Below are 18,802 nucleotides of genomic sequence, written 5' to 3' on the forward strand. Positions count from 1 at the left end.
GCCTTCGATCAGGACTCCACCCTCACACGGGGTGTCTCACACCAGTCTGACCAAGAGGGGACCACGTGACGGCCGATGCCAAACGGTGGCAGTTGGACCTCGTGGCCGCCGGGATGCCCAAACCACCCGCGCTCACCAGTTAGCGATGGTCGGCAAACTCTACGGTTTCCTGGCCGAGCACGGCGTCCCCGACAACGACCCGACACGCTTCGACCGATCCGGGTTGGGTCTGCACGCCCACCGCGACACCCCCGCGACCGTGGTGCTCACCGCCGAACAGGTCGATCTGCTGCTGCAGACCGCGGCACGGCCACGACGCAGGGTCAGCCCGCTGATGGCAGCGCTGCCGGTCGCGATCGTTTCGCTGTTCACGCCGGGTCTGGTGATCGATGGCGGTTTCGCGTGCTGTGGCTTGTGTTAGACCTGGATGAGGCGTGCGGTGACTCCGGGGAGTTCACCAAATTTGGCGCGGGTGTCGGTGGTGACGAGGGTGCGGTCGGTGGTGATGGCGGTGGCGGCGATGATCAGGTCGTGGGCGCCGCGGGGTTGGCCGGTGCGTCGCACGTGGGCGAGCAGGGTGGCGTGGTGTTGGGCGACGGTGGGGGTGTAGTCCTCGACGGGGGTGACCTGGAGGAGTTCGTCGAGGAATGCCTGGCGGGTGGTGCGGGTGTTCTCGTTGTCGGCGAGTAGGACGCCGGTGGCGTATTCGGCGATGCTGATCGCGGCGATGACGACGTCGTCTTCGGGGGCGAGTACGGAGTCGAGTCGGAGGCGGCCGCGTTCGACGTCGATGAGGACGCCGGTGTCGAGGATCAGGCGCCGGCCCATGGGTCCTCGTCGAGTTCGGTTGCGTCGCGGGCGGCTGCGACGTCGGTGGCGAAGTCGTCGTCGAGTCTGCCTGCCCAGCGGCGGCCGAACGCGGTGAGGGCGGCGCCGTTGGCGGCGGATGCCGGGGAGATGACGGCGATCCGGCGTCCGCCGCGGGTGACCACGATGGTTTCGCCGTGCTCGGCGTCGTCGAGCACGGCGGAGAACCGTCGCGAGGCGTCTGACGCGGTCATGATGCGCATGTGTTCAGACTATCTGAATTAGCTGGTCGGCGGCAGGCCCAGGCAGGTTCACCCGTAGTGCTGGCGGATGACTCTTACGTGCGAGTACTTACCGTGCGCGGTAGTGCCCATCGGCTGCCGAGCACCCCTGATCGAGGCCGGATCCTGTTTAGCGGCTTTGGCTTCTCGCCGATGCCAGGGCTGCGTCTCCGCGACGTTGCCAGGGTCTGCGCTGGTCATGGCCCTAAGGGGCCGCACGGAAGGCAGTTCCGAGGAGCCAGACGGGGAAGCTGACTCGCGCATTGGTTGTGGCGGTTGTAGGTCTTCACCGGCATCAAGACGATCTTGGAAAGCAAGATCGTCTCCCAAATTTCTCCCAAAATGTCAGAGCCCCTGTCGGCGAAAATCACCGACAGGGGCTCTGACCTGCATATTTCTTGTGGACGATACAGGGATTGAACCTGTGACCCCTACCGTGTCAAGGTAGTGCTCTCCCGCTGAGCTAATCGTCCGAGGCGGAGACGGGAATCGAACCCGTGTACAGGGCTTTGCAGGCCCTTGCCTAAGCCACTCGGCCACTCCGCCATTGCCTTGAAGACTAGCATCAAGACTTTGGCCTGAGCCCAAGGGGCCCTCTACCGAGCGGACGACGAGATTCGAACTCGCGACCCTCACCTTGGCAAGGTGATGCGCTACCAGCTGCGCCACGTCCGCACCGCTCCACGAAATTCTGGGACGTTTTCCCTTTTGGGGCTTGCGTTCCTGTCTTCCGTGGTGCTGAGGGAACTTTATTACATGCCTGCCATCCAGATCAAATCGGGGTACCCGTAACGGCTTTACGGGCCCCCGACCTCGGGTTTCACGTCAGGTCGTTGGAGATGAGGTGGGTCAGTGCCTCGTCGACGTTGACCCACAGGTGCTCGTTGCCGGGCACCACGACGTCGTAGGTGCGGTCCAGGAAGTCGGCCAGCTCCTGGGCTGAGGCTTCGAACATGGCGTGGCCGGATGGTGAGCTGAGTTCTATGACGACGACCTCGGGATCGTCGACCGCGGGGCGGATGCGGACGTCGCCGTCGCCCGCGTCGGCGATGAGGCCGTCGGCCAGGAGGTCGCGGGCGTAGACCCACTCGACCCAGCCGGCCCTGCCGGTGCGGAAGGCTGCGACCACCGCGTAGGGGTCCTTGGTGTCGTACCTGAGCTCCACCTGGACCGGAACGGCCGGGGTGCGTGGCGCCAGCAGGTCGAAGACCGCTGTCGAACGGAGCGTGACGTGATCGTTGCGCATCGTCGTTACCTTTTCTCCCTTCCCGGTCCAGGAAACGACCGAGCTGCCTGGTTGTGACGTCTCTGTGGTGGAAAACGTATGAAAAGCCAGTTCGGATCACCCGTCCGGGTCATCCGTACTTCGTTCCGCTACAACCTCGCTGCGTTCCGTGGCCGCTCGGTGTCGGCGCCACCCATCTTGCTGGGTTTAACCTGAACCCGGTACCGGCTGTTGTGCGAATGTTGGACGTGAGGACCTCTCTGGTGGCTGACTCGCCCGCTCCACCGCCGCAACCGACCTCCGCCGACTCCAGGTCGGCGGACGCCGGGGGCCGCGATGGCCGACCAACCGATCCCGAGCTCGTCACCCGACTGGCCCAGGGCGATCGGACCGCGTTCGGCGAGCTCTACGACCGGTACGGCAAGCCCGCGTACTCGCTGGCCAGGCGCATCTGCGTCGACCCCGACCTCGCCGAGGACATCGTCCAGGAGGCGTTCCTGGCGCTGTGGCGCAACCCGAGCCGGTTCGACGCCTCGCGCGGCGGGTTCGGCACGTGGCTGATGACGGTCGTCCACCACCGCGCTGTCGATGCCGTACGCAAGGAGAACACGCAGCGGCGGAGGAATGTTCCGCTGACCGACGAGCTCTCCGAGCGCAACGTGCCGCCTGCTCCGGGCTCCGATCTGGAGGCGTTGAGCAGCGTCGTGGGTGCCGAGGTGCGGGAGGCGTTGAAGAAGCTGCCGGAGGACCAGCGGCAGGTCATCGCCCTCGCCTACCTGGGGGGATACACGCAGATAGAGGTGGCGAAGCTCACCGGCGTGCCCCTGGGGACGGTGAAGTCGCGGACGTTCGCGGCCATCCGAAGACTGCGGGGAACGCTCTCGTCGGTCTGGACAGCGGAGACAGGTGGAGCACAGGACCTCGCCACCCCCAACAACCCCAAAGGAGCGCACCGGTGAGCGGGGATCCGAAGACCGACTGGTGCGACCAGGAGGAACTGGCCGTCGGCTGGGCCATGCACGCGTTGGAGCCGGACGAGGAGGCGCTGCTGCGCTCGCACCTCCCGGAGTGCGAGAGCTGCAGGCGGACGGTGCGGAACACCGAAGAGGTGACGGCCGCGATCGGGGAGTCGGTCGCCCAGTTCGACCCGCCCGCACGGCTGAAGACCAGGCTGATGGACGCCATCGAGCACACGCCCCAGGAACGCCCCGCGCCCGTCGTGGCCAAAGTGCCGGACCGCCAGGAAGTGGCGGAACCGATCTCGCTCGACGCCGCTCGACGCCGCAAGGCCAGCCGCGCGCGCGTTCTGCTCGCAGCGGCCGCTGTGATCCTCGTCGCAGTCGTGACTGGGGTGGTGGGTCAGCGCCTCGGCAACCTCTCCGACCAGGTGGCTGCGCAGAACGCGCGGACCGACCAGTTGGAGAACACGCTGCGGCTCGCCGCGGACCCGGCTACGAACAGGGCGGTGCTGCGGACGTCGAGCGGTGACGCGATGGCGGTACTCCTTTCGGGTGGCGCCAGCGCGGTGGTCGTCGCGGACAAGATGCCGCCGAACGACGCGAGCAAGGAGACCTACGTCGTCTGGGGAACCAGCGGTAGCGGTCCCGTGGCGCTCACCACGTTCGACGTGTCCCCCGGCAGCAAGGACATCAGGCTGACCTGGGACAAGAGCGCCTACGCCCACCACGGCTTCGCGATCTCGCTGGAGCCGGGGCGCACCGCACCGGCCACGCCGTCGAGCGTGGTGGCGGCGGGTCAGGTCGCGACGGTGTGACGGCAGACGGGATGATCGGCTCATGACGACCGAGCAGCACGACGACACGACGTCCGGGACGGAGCACGAGGGCAACGGGTTCCGGCAGTGGTTCCGCCGCAACCCCGGCCTCAACCTCGCCTACCGGATCGGCGTCGGCGTGGTCGGCGGACTCGTGCTCATCGGCGGCGTCCTGATGATCCCGTACCCCGGCCCCGGCTGGCTCGTCGTCTTCGCTGGCCTCGCCATCCTCGCCTCGGAGTTCGAATGGGCGGGCCGGGTGCTGAAGTTCGCCAAGCACTACTACGACCTGTGGGTGGCCTGGCTCAAGCGCCAGTCCCTCCTCGTGAAGTTCCTCGTCCTCGCCGGCACCGGCCTCATCGTGCTCGCGACCCTGTGGCTGCTCGGCGCGTTGGCACTGGTCGGCGGCTGGTTCGGCGTTCACGAGCCGTGGTTGGAGAGCCCGATTTTTGGCTCCGGGGGATGATGTTGTAAGCTATGACCACACCGCGAGAGCGGCGAGCAGGACAACTGAAGATGGGCGTTTAGCTCAGCGGGAGAGCGTTCCGTTCACACCGGAAAGGTCACTGGTTCGATCCCAGTATCGCCCATAGCTATCAACGCAGGTCAGCCCCGGTTTACGCCGGGGCTTTCTTGCGTCGTGCCAGTTCTGTGCCAGTGGTCTCGGTCTCAAAGATGCCGAGTTGCAACCTTCCGGGACACGTGCTTACATCTGCGGTCACAACTAGACACCGAGTTTTAGCTAGCCCCCAGGGGTGCATGAAGGCGCGACGCCAGGTGCACAGGCAAGGGCGAACGGGGACCACCTAAGAGCTGGCCGTCCTAGGCGCGATGCCGGGATGTGCTTCTCCTAGACGGCGCGACGCCGAACCGAGCGGAGATCGACCCATAGGACGGGTCTGTCTTCTCTTGGCTCGGCGTCGTCGCATTTCTAGGAGCTTTTGCGATGGCCCAGAAAGTAACCACTACTCAGCGTCGACTCTCTTCGATCGCGGTAGCTGCCGAGTACGCAGACGTCAGCACTCGCAGCATTCGCCGGTGGATCAGCGCTGGCCTGCTCACCGGGTACCGCGTCGGTCCGCGACTCGTGAAGATCGACCTCAACGACCTGGACCGGATCGCCCGCCCCATCCCCACCGCGGGGGGGAACGCCGCGTGATCACCACACATGGAAACGGCGCCCCCCGCCAGGAAAGCGCCGCCCAGGAAATCGCATCGACCAGCACTCACGCTACCACCCCGGTCCCGCGATCCGAAGTAGGCAAGGCCTCCGACATGGTCGAGGTCTGCGTACCGATCGATGCCGTCTACGAGTACAGCCGGGGCGACTTTTATCAAGGGGCACAACGGCTTCACCCTGACGGCGCACTGGTTCGAATCAACATCGGCCGTCTGGATTTGCCATACGACTACCTCTCGTACGGCGAGCGCGAGGCCGCGGCTGCCCTCTGTCGGGGAGCCTCACGGGTGCAAGTGGTGGGCCACGGGGGCATCGTCGCCGAACTGGTCGAGCACATCCGTCAGCGACTCGTTGAGATGGCACGGGCGAACGTCGAGGCCGACCAGGCGCGCTCTGAAGAACTTGCCGAGTGGGAGCGCATCCGTGCCCACTTCGCGGCGGAGGGCGACGTCGAGCGGGCCTCATGGTGGGCGCAGCGGCTGGCCGAAGCCGAGTTCGGCGGTGCCGCTTGACCCCCTCGGAATGGTTCGTTGACCCACCCGCGGAGGCGTGGGCCACCCCTCAACCCATCGCCAATATTGCCAGAACTCCCCTCCCGCCCGCGGCGGAGCGACGTCCAGCGGCTCTGTGGCGCATGGTGGACGACGTCGCACGGGCATACGAAGTGCCTCGCGACCTGCCGTTCCTCCTGATTTTGGCAATTTTGGCGACGTCCGTTGGTGGCCGCATCCGTGTTCGCGTGGCTCCCGACTGGACCGAAGTCCTGTCGATCTACTCGGCGGTCGCCGTTCCCTCCGGTGAGCGGAAGTCGCCGGTGCTCAACGCCCTGTCCGCTCCGCTCCGGGAACTGGAGACGCGGCTGGCAGAAGACGCAGCACCGGACGTCGTCATTCAGCGCGCCCTTCGGGACATGCGGCAATCGGCGGTCGAGAAGATCAAGCGCACGGGAGACACCAGCTCGACGGGCATCGCGAACCTCGAAGGTGCGGTACGTGAGCTGGAGTCCACCGTCGTGCCTCCCATCCCGCGGCTACTCGCCGACGACTCGACGCCTGAGGCGATGGCCAAACTCATGGCGGAGCAAGGTGGCCGACTGGGAGTCCTCTCGGCAGAAGGCGGACTGTTCGCAACCCTGGCTGGCAGGTACTCCAGTGGCGTTGCGAACGCCGACCTGGTCCTGAAGTCGTGGTCGGGGGACTTCTGTCGGGTGGACCGAGTGTCCCGCGAGCCGCTGACCCTCGCAGAGCCGGTGCTGTCGATCGGCTTGGCCGTACAGCCCGGACTCCTGGCATCTCTCTCCGAGTCGAAGTCCTTCCGCTACACGGGTTTGCTCGCCCGGTTCCTGTTCGCGCTCCCCACGTCGCTGGTCGGTGGTCGCAGTTCTCGGACCGTGCCCGTGGCTGAAGTCGTGGCCTCTGAGTACGCCGGGAAGATCGGGCACCTGATCGACACCACCTGGCGTCGCGAGGTGGCTCAGGAGATCGGGATCAGCGAAGCGGCTCGCAAGGTGCTCGACGACTACCGCGACGAACTGGAGCCCCGCCTCCATCCCGAGGTCGGCGACCTGGCCCACATCGCGGATTGGGCGAACAAGCTGCCCGGACAGCTCGTCCGAGTCGCGGCCCTGATGAGTCTGTTCGAGCACCCCGACACTGCCGAAATTGCCGAAACCGAGATGCGGGACGCCATCGACCTGGCCCCGTACTTCGTGAGTCACGCCGTCGCTGCCTTCGACCTCATGAGCGGCAGGCGTAGCCCACTCGAACCGGCGCGGGCGGTACTGACTTGGTTGCGCCGCAAGGGTTTGACCGAGTTCACCGTTCGGCAGGCATGGCGCGATCTCAGCGGGCAAGTCTGGGCCACTGCTACCGAGGACGTGCGTGAAGCACTCGCCGACCTCGACGACCTCGGCTGGATAGCCCTCCGCGTGAACGACGCACCCCGTCGCCGCGGCCGACCCACCGAAATCTACGACGTGAACCCGGAGGCGCTCCGATGAGTATTGGCAATTTTGGCAGTGAAGAGATCGGGGCCAGCCTCCGTGACGCAGGTGTGGCCGCCGTCATCGATGCAGACGAGGCCGTACACCGCGGCTACCGGACGCACATCGAGGCAGTCCTCGACGCGCTCGTCGACGCCGGCGCGCCGTTCACCGCAGACGACGTCCACGAGGGACTGCCTGAGGACGTCCAGCGGCGGATGGCCCCCAACCTCCTGCCCGCCCTGTTCTCCGCCTACAGCTCCGCCGATCGCATCGTGCGCGTCGGCTACACGACCAGCACCAGGACCGCACGACACGCCGGAGTCATCCGGCAATGGATCGGGACCACCGCCACCCGGACCGCCTCTTGACCCCCTACCCCTGCACCAGAGAAGAGGCCTACCCGTGGCGGAGATCCGAAAGGACCCGGACCAGTTCGAAATGCTCCTCGACGACGAGGGCAACCCCGTTGCGCTGATGAACGCGACGCTGGCCAACACCCGCGGCCGGAACCTCGCGTTCGCCCTGGCCGCTCACTGCGACAACACCGACGCGGTTCAGGACCTGCTCGCCAAGACGGCCCGGTCGATGGAGGCGGAGGAGTTCCGCCCTGCGGCGATCATCGCCTTGCAGACCCTTAGCAGGGTGATCCTGTCCGGAGTGGTCGAGACCAGCCGCGCACAGGGCGTCGACTCCCTACCCGATCTCCGGTTCATCGCCTCCGAGTTGGGCGCGCTTGACGGGGAGGTGATCTGAGATGCCGGGCGGGCGGATCGAGATCGAGGTCGTAGCCGACACATCCAAGATCCCTGGCCAACTCGCTTCCGGCCTCAAGGGCGCCGCTGGTATCGCGTCCACTCTTGGCAAGGGTCTCGGCGTCGCCATCGCGAGTGGTGCCGCCATCGCCGCTGTGGGCCTCAAGAACGTGCTCGATGTCGGGATCGAGTACCAGGCGAACCTCAACGAGCTTCAGGCCGTCACCGGTGCCACCGGCGTGGCCATGGCCAAGGTTGGCGACGTCGCCAAGACCCTCGGTTCAGACCTCACCTTGCCGGGTACCTCGGCGGCCGACGCGGCATCGGCGATGAAGGAACTCGCCAAGGGCGGGCTCGACGTCGACGAGGCCATGACCGCGGCGAAAGGAACGCTGCAACTCGCGGCGGCAGCGCAGATCGACGCGGCGGCAGCGGCGGGCATCCAGTCCGACGCGCTGAACCAGTTCGGCCTCGCCGCCGATCAGGCCGGGCACGTCGCGGACGTTCTCGCCAACACCGCCAACGCGGCCAGCGGCGAGATCACCGACATGGCGGGTGCGCTGAAGTACGTGGGCCCGGTAGCGCGGGCGATGGGTGTCGACATCGACAGCACCGCCACGGCGATCGGTCTCCTGGCTCAGCAGGGTATCCGCGGCGAGCAGGCCGGTACGTCCCTCCGTGGCATCCTGGCGTCCCTTTCGGACCCGTCCAAAGAGGCCGCGAAGGCGCTGGAAGTGTTGGGAGTCAACGCTTTCACGGCTGAAGGCAAGTTCGTCGGACTCCGCACGATCACCGAACAACTGTCTGCCGCCAAGGGCAAGCTCACCGACGCCGAGTTCGCAGCGGCAGCGGCGGCAGCCTTCGGCAACGAGGGTCTGACGACGGCGAACGCCTTGGCCCTGTCCGGTACCGAGGCGTTCGACTCCATGGCCACTGCGGTCACGAAGGCCGGTGGCGCGGCGGAGGTTTCCGCAGCCAAGACCAAGGGTCTCGGCGGTGCCTGGGACGGACTCAAGTCCCAGCTCGAAACCACCGGCATCGGGATCTTCGAGGCCATCGACGGGCCGCTTGAGAAGCTGGTCAGGTCGGGCGCGGAGAAGATCGACACCTTCGGCAAGGTCGTCGTTGACGGGCTGAACACCGCTGTCTCGGCAGGCGAGCTGTACGGCCCGCGGCTGGCCTCGGCGATCACCTCCCGCGGAGCGGTCATCGGCACGGCCGTGAGACAGGTTCTCGGACCCATCGCGAGTGGTGCCGTGAACCCGCTCAACGAGGCTGTGAACCGCGGTATCGGCCTCTGGGAGGACTTCACCGGGGTCATCAAGAACGTCGTCGAAGGGGCGAAGCCTGTCGCGCAAGGGATTCAGGCACTGGGTAAGGCAGCGGCAGACGGGGACGGCCCGGTCTCCGCGCTGGGTGCAGGTGTCGGTGTTCTCGGGACCGCGGTCAAGGTCGCCTCCGGGATCCTGGTCCCGATCGGTCAGCTGGTCGGTGGGATCGTCTCCGCCTTCGCCGCCCTGCCCGGTCCCATCCAGTCCGCTGCCCTGGCGTTCGTCGCGTTCAAGGTCGCCTCCAACGTCTTCAGCGACACCAAGCTGTTCTCCGGTGTCCGACAGTTCTCCGACGAGATGGCCGTGCAACGCAGCCTCGCCACGGCCAACGGCGAAGCTGTCGGCCGTCTCGGCTCGGGGATGGCGGCGTTCAACACGAGCACCGTTCCCGCTGTGGCCTCGGCCAGGGCGTTCCGCGATCAGACCGTGGCCATCAAGGATGGCGCCGCCGCGGCGGGACAGCCCATCAGTACCATGTCCGCCGCTCTGGGGACGCTGGTCGAGCGCAGCCCGGCGTTGTCGGGGATGCGGGCGGCGTTCCAGGACGCTTCCCAGGGGGTCGAGAGGTTCGGTACCGCGGCGGGTATCGCGGCCGCGGCGGGCTCTGGCCTCAAGTCCCTCGGGTCCGGTCTCGTGAGCGCTCTTGGCGGTCCGTTCGGTGCCGCCCTGGTGGTCGCTTCGGTCGGCCTGTCGCTCTTGGCGGACAGCCAGCAGAAGGCGGCTCAGGCGACGGCGGCTCACAAGGCCAACTCGCAGAACCTCGCGTCGGCACTGCGCGAGGCGAACGGGGCCATCACCGAGAACGTCCGCCTCACCGCGGCTCAGAACTTCCTCGGCACCGACCAGTACAAGGACGCCGTCGAAGCTGCCCGCAGCCTCGGAATCTCGATGGGAGACATCACCAACGCGTCCCTTCGCCAAGGCAACTCGATGGACAGCTTGAAGACCAAGCTCGAAGGGATCGTCAAGGCCAACACCTCGTACACGAACACGGGCAAGTCGGGCACGATCCCCACGATCAACGACACCGGCAAGGCCGCTCAGACCCTCCTGAGCGCCCTCGACGGGCTCGGCGGGGAGTACGACAAGGCCATTCAGGACAACAAAGACCTGGAGATCGCCCTGAACGGCGGCCACGGGTCGATGTTGAAGGCCAGCGAGTCGGGCCGGACTCTCTCCGACGCCATGGCGATCCTGTCGAACAAGACGGCCACGGCGGACGAGAAGACCCGTGCACTCAAGGACGCCATGGACGCACTTTCCGGCGGCAACGTCAACCTGGAGGCCGCGCAGTCCCGCCTCAACGCGCAGTTGGACCGCCTCGGCGATGCATTCGGTGAGAACGTCGACAAGACAAAGGGTTGGGGAGATGCCCTCCTCAACGCCAACGGGTCGATCAACACCACCTTGCCGAACGGACGCCTGCTCTTCGACTCCCTACAGGACATCGGCACCGAAGCCGGATCGGTGGCCTTGAAGACCTTCGAGGTGGCGCGAGCCAACAACGAGGACATCCCTACGGCCATGGCAAAAGCGGCAGGGTCGATCCAGACAACTCGCGATGCCCTGGTGGCTCAGGGCGAGAAGTGGGGATTCAACCGCGATCAGATCAACGCGGTACTCGACCGTTACGGCCTGATCCCGGAGGAGATCGCGACCCGCATCGCGCAGCCGAACATGACCGAGGCCCAGATCGAACTACTCCTCCTCAAGAAGAAGGTCGAGGACGTCCCAGGACTGAAGGAGATCCACGTCGAGAGTCTGTCGGACGCGGCGCAGGCGAAGTTGGAGGCGGTCGGCTTCACTGTCGAGCGAGTGCCTGGCGGCAAGGACATCATCATCACGGCCAACGATGGCGACTTCAACTCGAAGATCGCCGCGGCCACTGCCCCCGCTACCAAGACCATCACCATCCAGTACTACGACACCGGTGTTCCGATCGCGCCCCGTGGATCCGCTCAGGCAGCGTTCAACGCCAAGGGCAACATCCTGACCGCGATGGCCGCAGGGGGTCTCCTCAAGAGCGACGCCTTCGGTTCCCTCGGGTCCGCGCTGACGGGCGGTGTAGCGCAGGCCTTCGCCTCAGGCGGCTTCCACAAGCTCACCCCCATGAAAGGCGGGGTCGCCCAGATCGTCCCGCCGAACACGTGGCGGATCGTCGGTGACCGGCTGCGCGACGACGAGGCCTACATCCCGATCAACCAGTCCCAGCGGTCGCAGGCCCTGCTTCAGGAGACCGCCGCTCGGATGGGCTACCACATTCGCCAGTACGCCCTAGGCGGTATCGCCGCCGGGCGGGCATCGGCACCAGTTGCCGGCGGAGACCAGTACCACTTCGCCATCGACGCCCGCGGTGCGACGGTCGGCGCGGTCCGGGCGCTTGAGCAGAGCACCATCCCCAAGCTCCGCATGATGCTCGCCCAGGGCGTAGGCAAGAAGGGACGCTAGTGAACTCCCTCAGTCAGTCCGCAAACCCTTGTGCGACAACACACTCACCCAAGCCTCAAGGCGCGGGTAACCACACCGAAAGGACCTCACCAGTGAGCAACTACTACCTCCAGGAAGCCCGAGCGGCAGTGCCCGGACTCGCGGGCATCATGGCCGCGCACGCGGCCGTGCAGGACGAACTGAAGCGCCCGCACCGAGCGGACTGGCAGCCCCACCCCGAGGTGATGGCCCAAGCCAAGGAGGCGCTTCGATTTGGCACTGAGGTGGCCCCCGACCTCGGCGCCCGTCTGCTGGCGGCCGAGCGCGGGCAGGCCGAGATGGATGCTCGCCGCGGGGCGCTGCGCCAGTTCTCGGAGGAGTTCCAGTACGAGTGGGACCAGGCAGAGCAGGGCAACGCAGACCTGATGCTGTCGGCCCTCAAGCCTTACCTCGCCGCGCTGCTCGATGAGACCGAGAGGGCCTTGAGCCTCATGGGCGCCGCCCGCACCGCAGAAGCCGTGATCGAGGGCGGGCCGGTCGCCCTTGGCGCTTGGGCCGACCTGTTGTCCACAGCCGCCAACTACACCGACCTGCGCAGCACGCAGTGGGCCATCACCCGTTCGGCGTGGACGCACTACGAGCCCTCGCGCCCCTTCACCAACAAGGACGTAGGCGTCCACCTCGGGCTCTGCACGATCGAAGCCCTGTGGAACCCCAACGGCAACACGCCGCCCCCGTGGCCGACGGAGGGCCACAACCCGCGGGCGTTCCCCAAGTCTGACCGGGAGTTCCTGCTGTGGGCTGTCGAGCACCGAGAGCACGTGTGGCTGCCCACGGTGACCGAGTGCGTCGAGGAGTCCCACCGCTTCATCGAGGTCACCAACCGAACCCCGATGGCCTTGGAGCCCAGCGTGATTCGCAAGCAGGACAACGCCCGGAACCTTCAGCGCGCCAACGGTGGCGCCGGACTCCCTCGCTAGCCACCCACTCACCACACAGGAACGAGGCCAGACATGAGCGTTCAGAACGGGATCGAGGAGTACCGCCGACAGCACGGCCAGGCGGACCCTGCCATCGGGGAGGCGGAAGACCTGAAGTCCAAGCCGGGCAGCGTCGCCTACGGACGGGTGATGTTCCGTGCCGAGCGTGGCGACGAGGCAGCGCGCACGGTGGTCCGTCGACAGGCAGAGCGCGGACACCAGGCATCCGCTGCCACCCTCGAAGGGGCAGGCGACGGGCTCCAGTTCACCGGCGCTGGACCAGAGCTGCCCGACAACATGGGGCCTGAGGCAGCCTGACCACAGACACGGCGTCAACATCACCCGCTCACCCCAGCGTGCGGGAGTGATGGCAGCGAGCGGACTGTGAGGTCCACGCCTAGACCTGCCAGCGTCGAGGGGTGGCAACCACTGCTATCACGGCAGTGGTTGCCACCGGTGCCGTGTGCCCTGACCTGCGGTTATGTGATTGCATTGATCGACTATGTAAGTCTCTGACCTGCGGTTATGCACCCACGGGGTGACCCCTCCCCTCACCCATTTGCCACGACGCCCCGGGCAAGGCCCACGTACGCGCTGCCAGGTTTTCGAGTTTTCACCCCAGGAGGTACCAGATGGGACAGAGAGGCCCCGCCAAGAGGCCCACGAACCTCGCCGTGCTGCACGGCGAGCGAACCTCGCGGCTCAACCTGAACGAACCCGTGCCGAGCATGATGGAGGTAGTGCCCCCTGACTGGCTCGATGACCGCTCCCTGGAGGTGTGGCACCGGCTGGCACCCGACCTCATGGCGAAAGGCGTGCTGACCTCCTGGGACGTCGACGCCTTCGCTCAACTCTGCGCCGTGGTGGTGATCACCAAGGATGCCTTGCGGAACATCGCCGAGAACGGGGCGAGCTGCACGACCGTCGCTCGCGAGTTGTCCGATGGAACCCTGATCTACGCCTTGCGGAAGAACCCGGCCTGGCAGATCGCTCGCGAGGCCATGGGCTTGATGGTCAGCCTCGGCGGCCGGTTCGGCTTGAACCCCTCGGACCGGGCCTCACTGACGATGCCGGGCAGCGACGGCGAGGACAGTGACCTGCTCACCAGCAACCCTGGACGGCTACTGAGTTGAGGGGCTGAGGCCCGCAACTGAACTCCTTGAGGGAGTTCAGTCATGGGGGTGGTGCCCACGACTGACCTGGTTCGGGGAGTTTAGGGCGGTCTGACCTGTACTTATGGTCTCCGGTCGCGTGGCGCAACTGGCCCCCTTCAAGGGGGGCAGTTCAACTGAGTCCCTTCAGGGGATTCAGTCGACAGACCTGCTTGAGGGAGGTCAGTCGTGAATCCAAGGGGGTCGTCAGTACCGACACCCTGCTTGTGACCTCCTTGAGGAAGGCCGCAAACCTGCACGTCCGTAACAGACGTGCGGGTCAGGTGTTGGACTTGCGGGCGCTCGGCACCGGGCCGATCAGCAGGCCGAGCCCGACCGCCCAGAACAGCAGCACGAACGGCCAGATGTTCTCGGCGGGCACGACGAACAGGAGCACGCCCGCGACGGGCAGCAGGCCGCCGATGACGGAGAGCATGGACCGCACTTCCGAGTTCATGACTTCTCCTCGTCTCGGCAACCGCTGTTGTTACGGCAGTGGTTCCCAGGACCATGTTCGCGACGCCACGAAGAAGCTTCCCGGCGCCGGGAAAATCTTCTGGGATCCCCGAAAGTGGCTGGTCACCGACCTGAACGGGGACCAGGCCCGTGCAGGATCAGGACTCGTCATGTGCCGCGGCGAGCATCCGCATCACCGTGGCGTAGACCTGCTCCCCGTCGTCGGCCTTGACGCCGGTCAGGTACAGATCGGCGGCCGTGGTGTCGCGGTCGAGCAGCAGCCGCATGACCGCGTTGAAGTGGACCATGCACCGAGCCACGTCCGGCACGAACGGTCTCACTACGTGCAGCTCACTCACGATGCCCTCCGATGCCTCGGGCGGTGCTCGGCACCGTTCGTGCCGAAGCCACCGCTGCCCCTGGTCGGGGGCGCAAGGGCAGCGGGGCGATCGGGAACCGCCGCCGAGCCCACAGGCTCAAGCCACGTCAGCGCGCCCCTGACGCGGCGAACCGTCCGGATGCGGACTCGACGGCGGTTGTACTGCGGGATGAAGGCGAACGCGGCAAGGGTGAGTGCGCCGATGGCGACTAAGCTTGAGTTTTAAGGTCTCGGAGCCCGATGGGACACCCGGTTGATCATGGATGAAGCCCTTGGTTGATCATTCTTCTTGCGACAGAAGGAAGATCACAACCAAGGGCTTCGATGATCAGTATGCACCACCCCGGCACGGCCGCCGCGCTGAGGGACCTCTCCCAGTTCCGCCACGCCTTCCACCAGTGCCTGACCGCGCGAGCGGACGCGTTGTTCGAACTGACCGACAGTGCACTGTGCGCTGACGGGCCGGTCACATCGCTGGTCGAACTGTCGCTGGCCACCGAGCACCGTCGTGGCCACGGCAGCCTGTACGACGGTCTGAACCAGGGCCGGATCGACATCGGTCGATTCCGTAATGTCATAGCCCGCCAACAGATTCCGCGTGGTCACGATGGTCGGATCATGCTGGGGATCGACGTCAGCCACTGGCTACGTCCCGATGCGAACACCAGCCCCGACAGGCTGTTCTGCCACACCTACGCACGCGGCAAAGGCCAAGCCCAGATGATCCCCGGCTGGCCCTACTCCTTCGTGGCCGCCCTGGAACCCGGCCGCACCTCCTGGACGGCGATGCTCGACGTCCTCCGGGTACGCCCGAGCGATGACCACACGGACCTGGCCGCCACCCAACTGCGCACCGTGGTGGACGCGCTGATCACCGCCGGACACTGGCGCGAGGGCGATCCCGAGATCTGGATCATCGGCGACAGCGGCTACGACGGCCCCCGCCTGGCGTTCCTGCTGGCCGATCTCCCGGTCCACGTGCTGGTACGGATGCGCTCGGATCGGGTGCTGGCTTTCCCCGTACCACCACGGCGACCCGGCACCCGTGGCCGCAGTGCCCGGCACGGAACCCGGTTCGCGTTCGCCGATCCGGCGACCTGGTCGACCCCCACGCACACCACGACGACCGACACCGCCCGCTACGGAGCCGCGCACGCCCGCTCGTGGGATCGGTTGCATCCCACGCTGACCCGCACCGGCGCCTGGACAGGCCACCATGGCCCGCTCCCGATCATCGAGGGCACCGTGATCCGACTCCAAGTCGAGCGGCTGCCCGGAACGGGAACACCGAAACCGTTGTGGCTGTGGCATTCCGCCACCGCGACCACCGCCGCACAGGTGGACCGCCTGTGGCAGGCGTTCCTGCGTCGGTTCGATCTGGAGCACACTTTTCGGTTCTTCAAGCAAACCCTGGGCTGGACCACGCCCCGTATCCGGACTCCCGAGGCGGCGGATCGATGGACCTGGCTGGTGATCGTTGCCTACACCCAACTTCGGCTGGCTCGTCCTCTCGTGGAGGACCTACGGCGTCCCTGGGAGCGGAAGGCGGTCACACCTGACAGGTTGTCCCCGGCCAGGGTCCGACGGGGATTTCGTCGAGTTCGACCGGCGGCAGCCTTGCCCGCCGGCGCGCCGAAATTCTCCCGACCCGGTCCTGGGCGTCCAGCAGGATCACGAAACGCCCGCCGAGCCCCACTCCATGCCCCCGGCAAGACCCCAAAAACGGACATCAATGGTTAAACAAAAAGCTAAGACCGCGTTCATCTCGCCTCCGAGAGGTTCAGGGGTGACAGGACCAATCCCGGCCCTGCCACCCGTGTCCGACATCGGGTCGGACGGCCCCGCCGAGCCGGGCACGTCTATCGGCGGGAGGTGGGGCACCGAGCTGGGACCCGCCTAGGCGGGCTCGGTGCCCCTGCCCACCCCGGACCGGCTTGTGAGGGCCACTGGTCCGGGGTGGGTGCCAACCGCGGGGACCAGCCCCTCAGTCGCTCCACGAATCTACTGGACGAATTTCGTCTACGCGATGAACCGACCGGGTGACCCGGTAGCTCTACAGCGTGAAGCGCAGGCAGACTGACCACATCAGAGCCGTTGGAGGCAGCAGTGAGCGAGCGTCCCAGTCCGACCATCCTGCGAGTGCGGCTCGGGCACCTGCTGAGTGCGCTGCGCCGCGATGCGGGCAAGACGCCGAAGGAAGCCGCCGAGTGGTTGGGCGTGAGCACCTCGACTATCAGCAAGATCGAGAATGGCCGCCAGGCGGTGAAGCTCGCTCACGTCCGGTCGCTTCTGCAACTGTTCGGTTGCGTCGGCGACCGCGCTGACGAGCTGATCGCCATCGCCCGTGAGGCGAACCAGCCTGGTTGGTGGGTGCCCTTCGGCGACACGGTGCCCGAGTGGTTCAAGAACTTCCTCGGGCTCGAGGTCGACGCGGACGCCATCCGGACCTACGAACTCGAGTTGGTCCCCGGCGTTCTCCAGACGCCCGCCTACACGGAGGCGATCACCAGGAAGACGTGGCCCACCCACTCCGATGACGAGGTCGCTCGAGCGGTCGAGTTCCGCCGAGCGCGGCAAGAGCACCTCGAGGACCGGAACGTCCCGCGGCTGCACTTCGTGCTGAACGAGGCGGTTCTGTGTCGACCGGTCGGCGGCCCGAAGGTGTGGCGGGAGCAGATCGAGCACCTGGCCGAGGTGGCGCGGCGCCCGAACGCCACCGTGCAGGTGCTGCCCTTCGCGACCGGCGAGCACCCGGTGATGGGCAGCGCGTTCACTCTCCTGCACTTCGACGACGAGTCGAGCCTGGACACGGTGTACCTGGAGAACGACCGCGGCGGGCACCACCTCAAGAGCGCGGCCGAGATCAAGCGGTACGCCTCCGTGTTCGCCGAGCTGGTCGAGAGCGCCGCTTCTCCCGAGAACTCGCTGGAGATGCTGGTTAGGGTGATTGAGCACTTGTGAGGGCCACACGAAGGAGGTGCGGGCTATGACCCCGGACCTATCAAGCGCACGTTGGAGGACGTCCAGCTACAGCAACGGCAGCAACGGCAACTGCGTCCAGGTGGCGCACGTCGGTGAGGTCATGGCGGTACGCGACTCGAAGAACCCGGCTGGTCCCGTGCTGCTGCTACGGCAGTCCGGGCTGACCGCGTTCCTCGACGCGGTGAAGGTGGACCAGTTCGACGGCTGACGACAGCGAAGCGCCCCCGGTGTCCCTATGGCACCGGGGGCGCTTCTCGTTGACGTCACCGAAAACTCCGCAGTCAGCCCGTGGATGCCCTCCGTACCGCTTAGGGCATTCCTGGACTAGTTCGGCAGAGAATCTGCCAGACGCACGAGTTTGGAGACCTCAGCCGCGGTGAGCCCGAGCCCGGTACTCCGATACAGGGCGGCTTGACTGGTCAGCCATGACGTGAACCCGGCAGCGGCTTCCTCACCGGTCACTCCGATGGCCTCGCCGACCAGGTGCCAGTCCTCCACGGTGCCCGTGGTGAGCAGCCGGGCAACTACCGCCCACCGTCCGTTGGTCGCCTCAGCGGCGATACGAGAGCCCAGGGCGAGTTCGGTGAGGTAGTCCGCCGCGTCCAACGTTTCGGGGTGCCCCGAAGCGTGCTCGGCGAGGAACGTCCGCCGTCGAGCAGCCAGCCACCAGTCGAGCAGTGTTTCGATGGCGACCGAGCCGGGAGGGTCGTGAGGGGTTCGCGTCCGGAAGGGCGTTTGCCCGCTCACTGGCTGGCCTTCTTGCTCAGAACGTCGGCAGCGGCACGGACCGCCTCGCCGAACCGCACGAGGTCGGCCCCGGTCATCTGGCGGGACCTCCCGCCGATGGTCATGCAGATGTCGTCCACCAACTCCACGCCGGTCGGCTTGAGCACCTCGGGCTGCACCAGCTCCAGGAAGACGCCATCCCCCTCGAACATGACGATCCTGTGGTGCCGCTCCGAGTAGCCCTCAGCCGTCACGTTGTCGTACGGGTGGCCGGTGGCGGCGTCCTCACACCAATCCGGGCATCCCAGCACTGCGTCACCATTGTTCACGCTACGCTTCTTCATGGGTCGGACCTCCGTTGTCCGAT

At 66.5% G+C, this 18,802-nt stretch carries 23 protein-coding genes and 4 tRNA genes; 17 read left to right on the plus strand and 10 right to left on the minus strand.

Going from position 1 to position 18,802, the window contains the following annotated elements; all coding sequences use genetic code 11:
• The first annotated feature begins 145 nt into the window (after positions 1-145).
• Positions 146-421 carry a hypothetical protein gene (locus RM788_RS12115; RefSeq protein ID WP_315931718.1) on the plus strand — a complete coding sequence of 92 codons (276 nt, stop codon included), beginning with the start codon at positions 146-148 and terminating at the stop codon, positions 419-421.
• On the opposite strand, the gene RM788_RS12120 is transcribed toward RM788_RS12115, so the two are convergent.
• From RM788_RS12120 to RM788_RS12145, 6 genes are all read right to left on the minus strand, one after another.
• On the minus strand, positions 418-828 hold the full coding sequence (locus RM788_RS12120) for a PIN domain-containing protein (RefSeq protein ID WP_315931719.1): 411 nt from the start codon (positions 826-828) through the stop codon (positions 418-420). The genes RM788_RS12115 and RM788_RS12120 overlap by 4 nt on opposite strands.
• A complete protein-coding gene (locus tag RM788_RS12125) occupies positions 813-1,070 on the minus strand; it encodes a type II toxin-antitoxin system Phd/YefM family antitoxin (RefSeq protein ID WP_315931720.1) in 258 nt (85 codons plus the stop codon). The genes RM788_RS12120 and RM788_RS12125 overlap by 16 nt, the downstream gene beginning before the upstream one ends.
• A gap of 419 nt (positions 1,071-1,489) precedes the next feature.
• A tRNA-Val gene (locus RM788_RS12130) sits at positions 1,490-1,561 on the minus strand.
• 1 nt (position 1,562) lies between these two features.
• Positions 1,563-1,634, minus strand: a tRNA-Cys gene (locus tag RM788_RS12135).
• A gap of 56 nt (positions 1,635-1,690) precedes the next feature.
• Positions 1,691-1,763 (minus strand) — tRNA-Gly (locus RM788_RS12140).
• Between the two features lie 145 nt (positions 1,764-1,908).
• Positions 1,909-2,334, minus strand: coding sequence for an SsgA family sporulation/cell division regulator (locus tag RM788_RS12145; protein WP_315931721.1), 426 nt, complete (start codon positions 2,332-2,334; stop codon positions 1,909-1,911).
• A 242-nt stretch (positions 2,335-2,576) separates the two neighbouring features.
• Between RM788_RS12145 and RM788_RS12150 the strand changes: the two genes are divergently transcribed.
• The 13 genes from RM788_RS12150 (at position 2,577) to RM788_RS12210 (ending at position 13,874) form a co-directional block, all read left to right on the plus strand.
• Complete coding sequence (locus RM788_RS12150; RefSeq protein WP_315931722.1) at positions 2,577-3,272, plus strand: RNA polymerase sigma factor; 696 nt, start codon at positions 2,577-2,579, stop codon at positions 3,270-3,272.
• On the plus strand, positions 3,269-4,087 hold the full coding sequence (locus tag RM788_RS12155) for an anti-sigma factor (protein ID WP_315931723.1): 819 nt from the start codon (positions 3,269-3,271) through the stop codon (positions 4,085-4,087). Before RM788_RS12150 ends, RM788_RS12155 begins: the two co-directional genes overlap by 4 nt.
• A 22-nt stretch (positions 4,088-4,109) precedes the next feature.
• Complete coding sequence (locus tag RM788_RS12160; RefSeq protein ID WP_315931724.1) at positions 4,110-4,553, plus strand: TIGR02611 family protein; 444 nt, start codon at positions 4,110-4,112, stop codon at positions 4,551-4,553.
• 52 nt (positions 4,554-4,605) lie between these two features.
• A tRNA-Val gene (locus tag RM788_RS12165) sits at positions 4,606-4,677 on the plus strand.
• Between the two features lie 356 nt (positions 4,678-5,033).
• A complete protein-coding gene (locus RM788_RS12170; protein ID WP_315931725.1) occupies positions 5,034-5,246 on the plus strand; it encodes a helix-turn-helix domain-containing protein in 213 nt (70 codons plus the stop codon).
• Complete coding sequence (locus tag RM788_RS12175) at positions 5,243-5,779, plus strand: hypothetical protein (RefSeq protein WP_315931726.1); 537 nt, start codon at positions 5,243-5,245, stop codon at positions 5,777-5,779. Before RM788_RS12170 ends, RM788_RS12175 begins: the two co-directional genes overlap by 4 nt.
• A 122-nt stretch (positions 5,780-5,901) precedes the next feature.
• Complete coding sequence (locus RM788_RS12180; protein ID WP_315931727.1) at positions 5,902-7,266, plus strand: YfjI family protein; 1,365 nt, start codon at positions 5,902-5,904, stop codon at positions 7,264-7,266.
• A 53-nt stretch (positions 7,267-7,319) separates the two neighbouring features.
• Positions 7,320-7,619, plus strand: a complete 300-nt coding sequence (locus RM788_RS12185) for a hypothetical protein (RefSeq protein WP_315931728.1) — start codon at positions 7,320-7,322, stop codon at positions 7,617-7,619.
• 34 nt (positions 7,620-7,653) lie between these two features.
• Positions 7,654-8,004, plus strand: a complete 351-nt coding sequence (locus RM788_RS12190; protein ID WP_315931729.1) for a hypothetical protein — start codon at positions 7,654-7,656, stop codon at positions 8,002-8,004.
• Between the two features lies 1 nt (position 8,005).
• The gene (locus RM788_RS12195) at positions 8,006-11,782 is read left to right on the plus strand and encodes a phage tail tape measure protein (protein WP_315931730.1); all 3,777 of its coding nucleotides are present in this window, start codon (positions 8,006-8,008) and stop codon (positions 11,780-11,782) included.
• A 92-nt stretch (positions 11,783-11,874) separates the two neighbouring features.
• On the plus strand, positions 11,875-12,741 hold the full coding sequence (locus RM788_RS12200) for a hypothetical protein (RefSeq protein WP_315931731.1): 867 nt from the start codon (positions 11,875-11,877) through the stop codon (positions 12,739-12,741).
• Positions 12,742-12,774: 33 nt separating this feature from the next.
• Positions 12,775-13,059 (plus strand): hypothetical protein, encoded by a 285-nt coding sequence (locus RM788_RS12205; protein WP_315931732.1) that lies wholly within the window; start codon positions 12,775-12,777, stop codon positions 13,057-13,059.
• Positions 13,060-13,415: 356 nt separating this feature from the next.
• On the plus strand, positions 13,416-13,874 hold the full coding sequence (locus tag RM788_RS12210) for a phage terminase small subunit P27 family (protein WP_315931733.1): 459 nt from the start codon (positions 13,416-13,418) through the stop codon (positions 13,872-13,874).
• A 298-nt stretch (positions 13,875-14,172) separates the two neighbouring features.
• On the opposite strand, the gene RM788_RS12215 is transcribed toward RM788_RS12210, so the two are convergent.
• Positions 14,173-14,349: a hypothetical protein gene (locus RM788_RS12215; RefSeq protein WP_315931734.1), complete on the minus strand. Its 177-nt coding sequence runs from the start codon at positions 14,347-14,349 to the stop codon at positions 14,173-14,175.
• Positions 14,350-14,506: 157 nt separating this feature from the next.
• Positions 14,507-14,707, minus strand: coding sequence for a hypothetical protein (locus tag RM788_RS12220; RefSeq protein ID WP_315931735.1), 201 nt, complete (start codon positions 14,705-14,707; stop codon positions 14,507-14,509).
• A gap of 344 nt (positions 14,708-15,051) precedes the next feature.
• On the opposite strand from RM788_RS12220, the gene RM788_RS12225 reads away from it, so the two are divergent.
• The 3 genes from RM788_RS12225 to RM788_RS12235 all read left to right on the plus strand — a co-directional run bounded on the left by RM788_RS12225 (position 15,052) and on the right by RM788_RS12235 (position 17,917).
• Complete coding sequence (locus RM788_RS12225; RefSeq protein ID WP_315925923.1) at positions 15,052-16,467, plus strand: NF041680 family putative transposase; 1,416 nt, start codon at positions 15,052-15,054, stop codon at positions 16,465-16,467.
• Positions 16,468-16,833: 366 nt separating this feature from the next.
• A complete protein-coding gene (locus RM788_RS12230; RefSeq protein WP_315931736.1) occupies positions 16,834-17,688 on the plus strand; it encodes a helix-turn-helix domain-containing protein in 855 nt (284 codons plus the stop codon).
• 25 nt (positions 17,689-17,713) lie between these two features.
• Positions 17,714-17,917, plus strand: coding sequence for a DUF397 domain-containing protein (locus RM788_RS12235; protein ID WP_315931737.1), 204 nt, complete (start codon positions 17,714-17,716; stop codon positions 17,915-17,917).
• Between the two features lie 116 nt (positions 17,918-18,033).
• Here the strand turns inward: RM788_RS12235 and RM788_RS12240 are convergent, their stop codons facing one another.
• Together RM788_RS12240 and RM788_RS12245 are read right to left on the minus strand one after the other, a co-directional pair.
• Positions 18,034-18,456, minus strand: coding sequence for a hypothetical protein (locus RM788_RS12240; protein ID WP_315931738.1), 423 nt, complete (start codon positions 18,454-18,456; stop codon positions 18,034-18,036).
• Entirely contained in the window at positions 18,453-18,779 is a 327-nt protein-coding gene (locus tag RM788_RS12245; protein ID WP_315931739.1) for a hypothetical protein, read from the minus strand. Before RM788_RS12245 ends, RM788_RS12240 begins: the two co-directional genes overlap by 4 nt.
• Positions 18,780-18,802 lie beyond the last annotated feature (23 nt).

Origin of the sequence: Umezawaea sp. Da 62-37 (assembly GCF_032460545.1) — a bacterium.
Taxonomy (GTDB): Bacteria; Actinomycetota; Actinomycetes; order Mycobacteriales; family Pseudonocardiaceae; genus Umezawaea.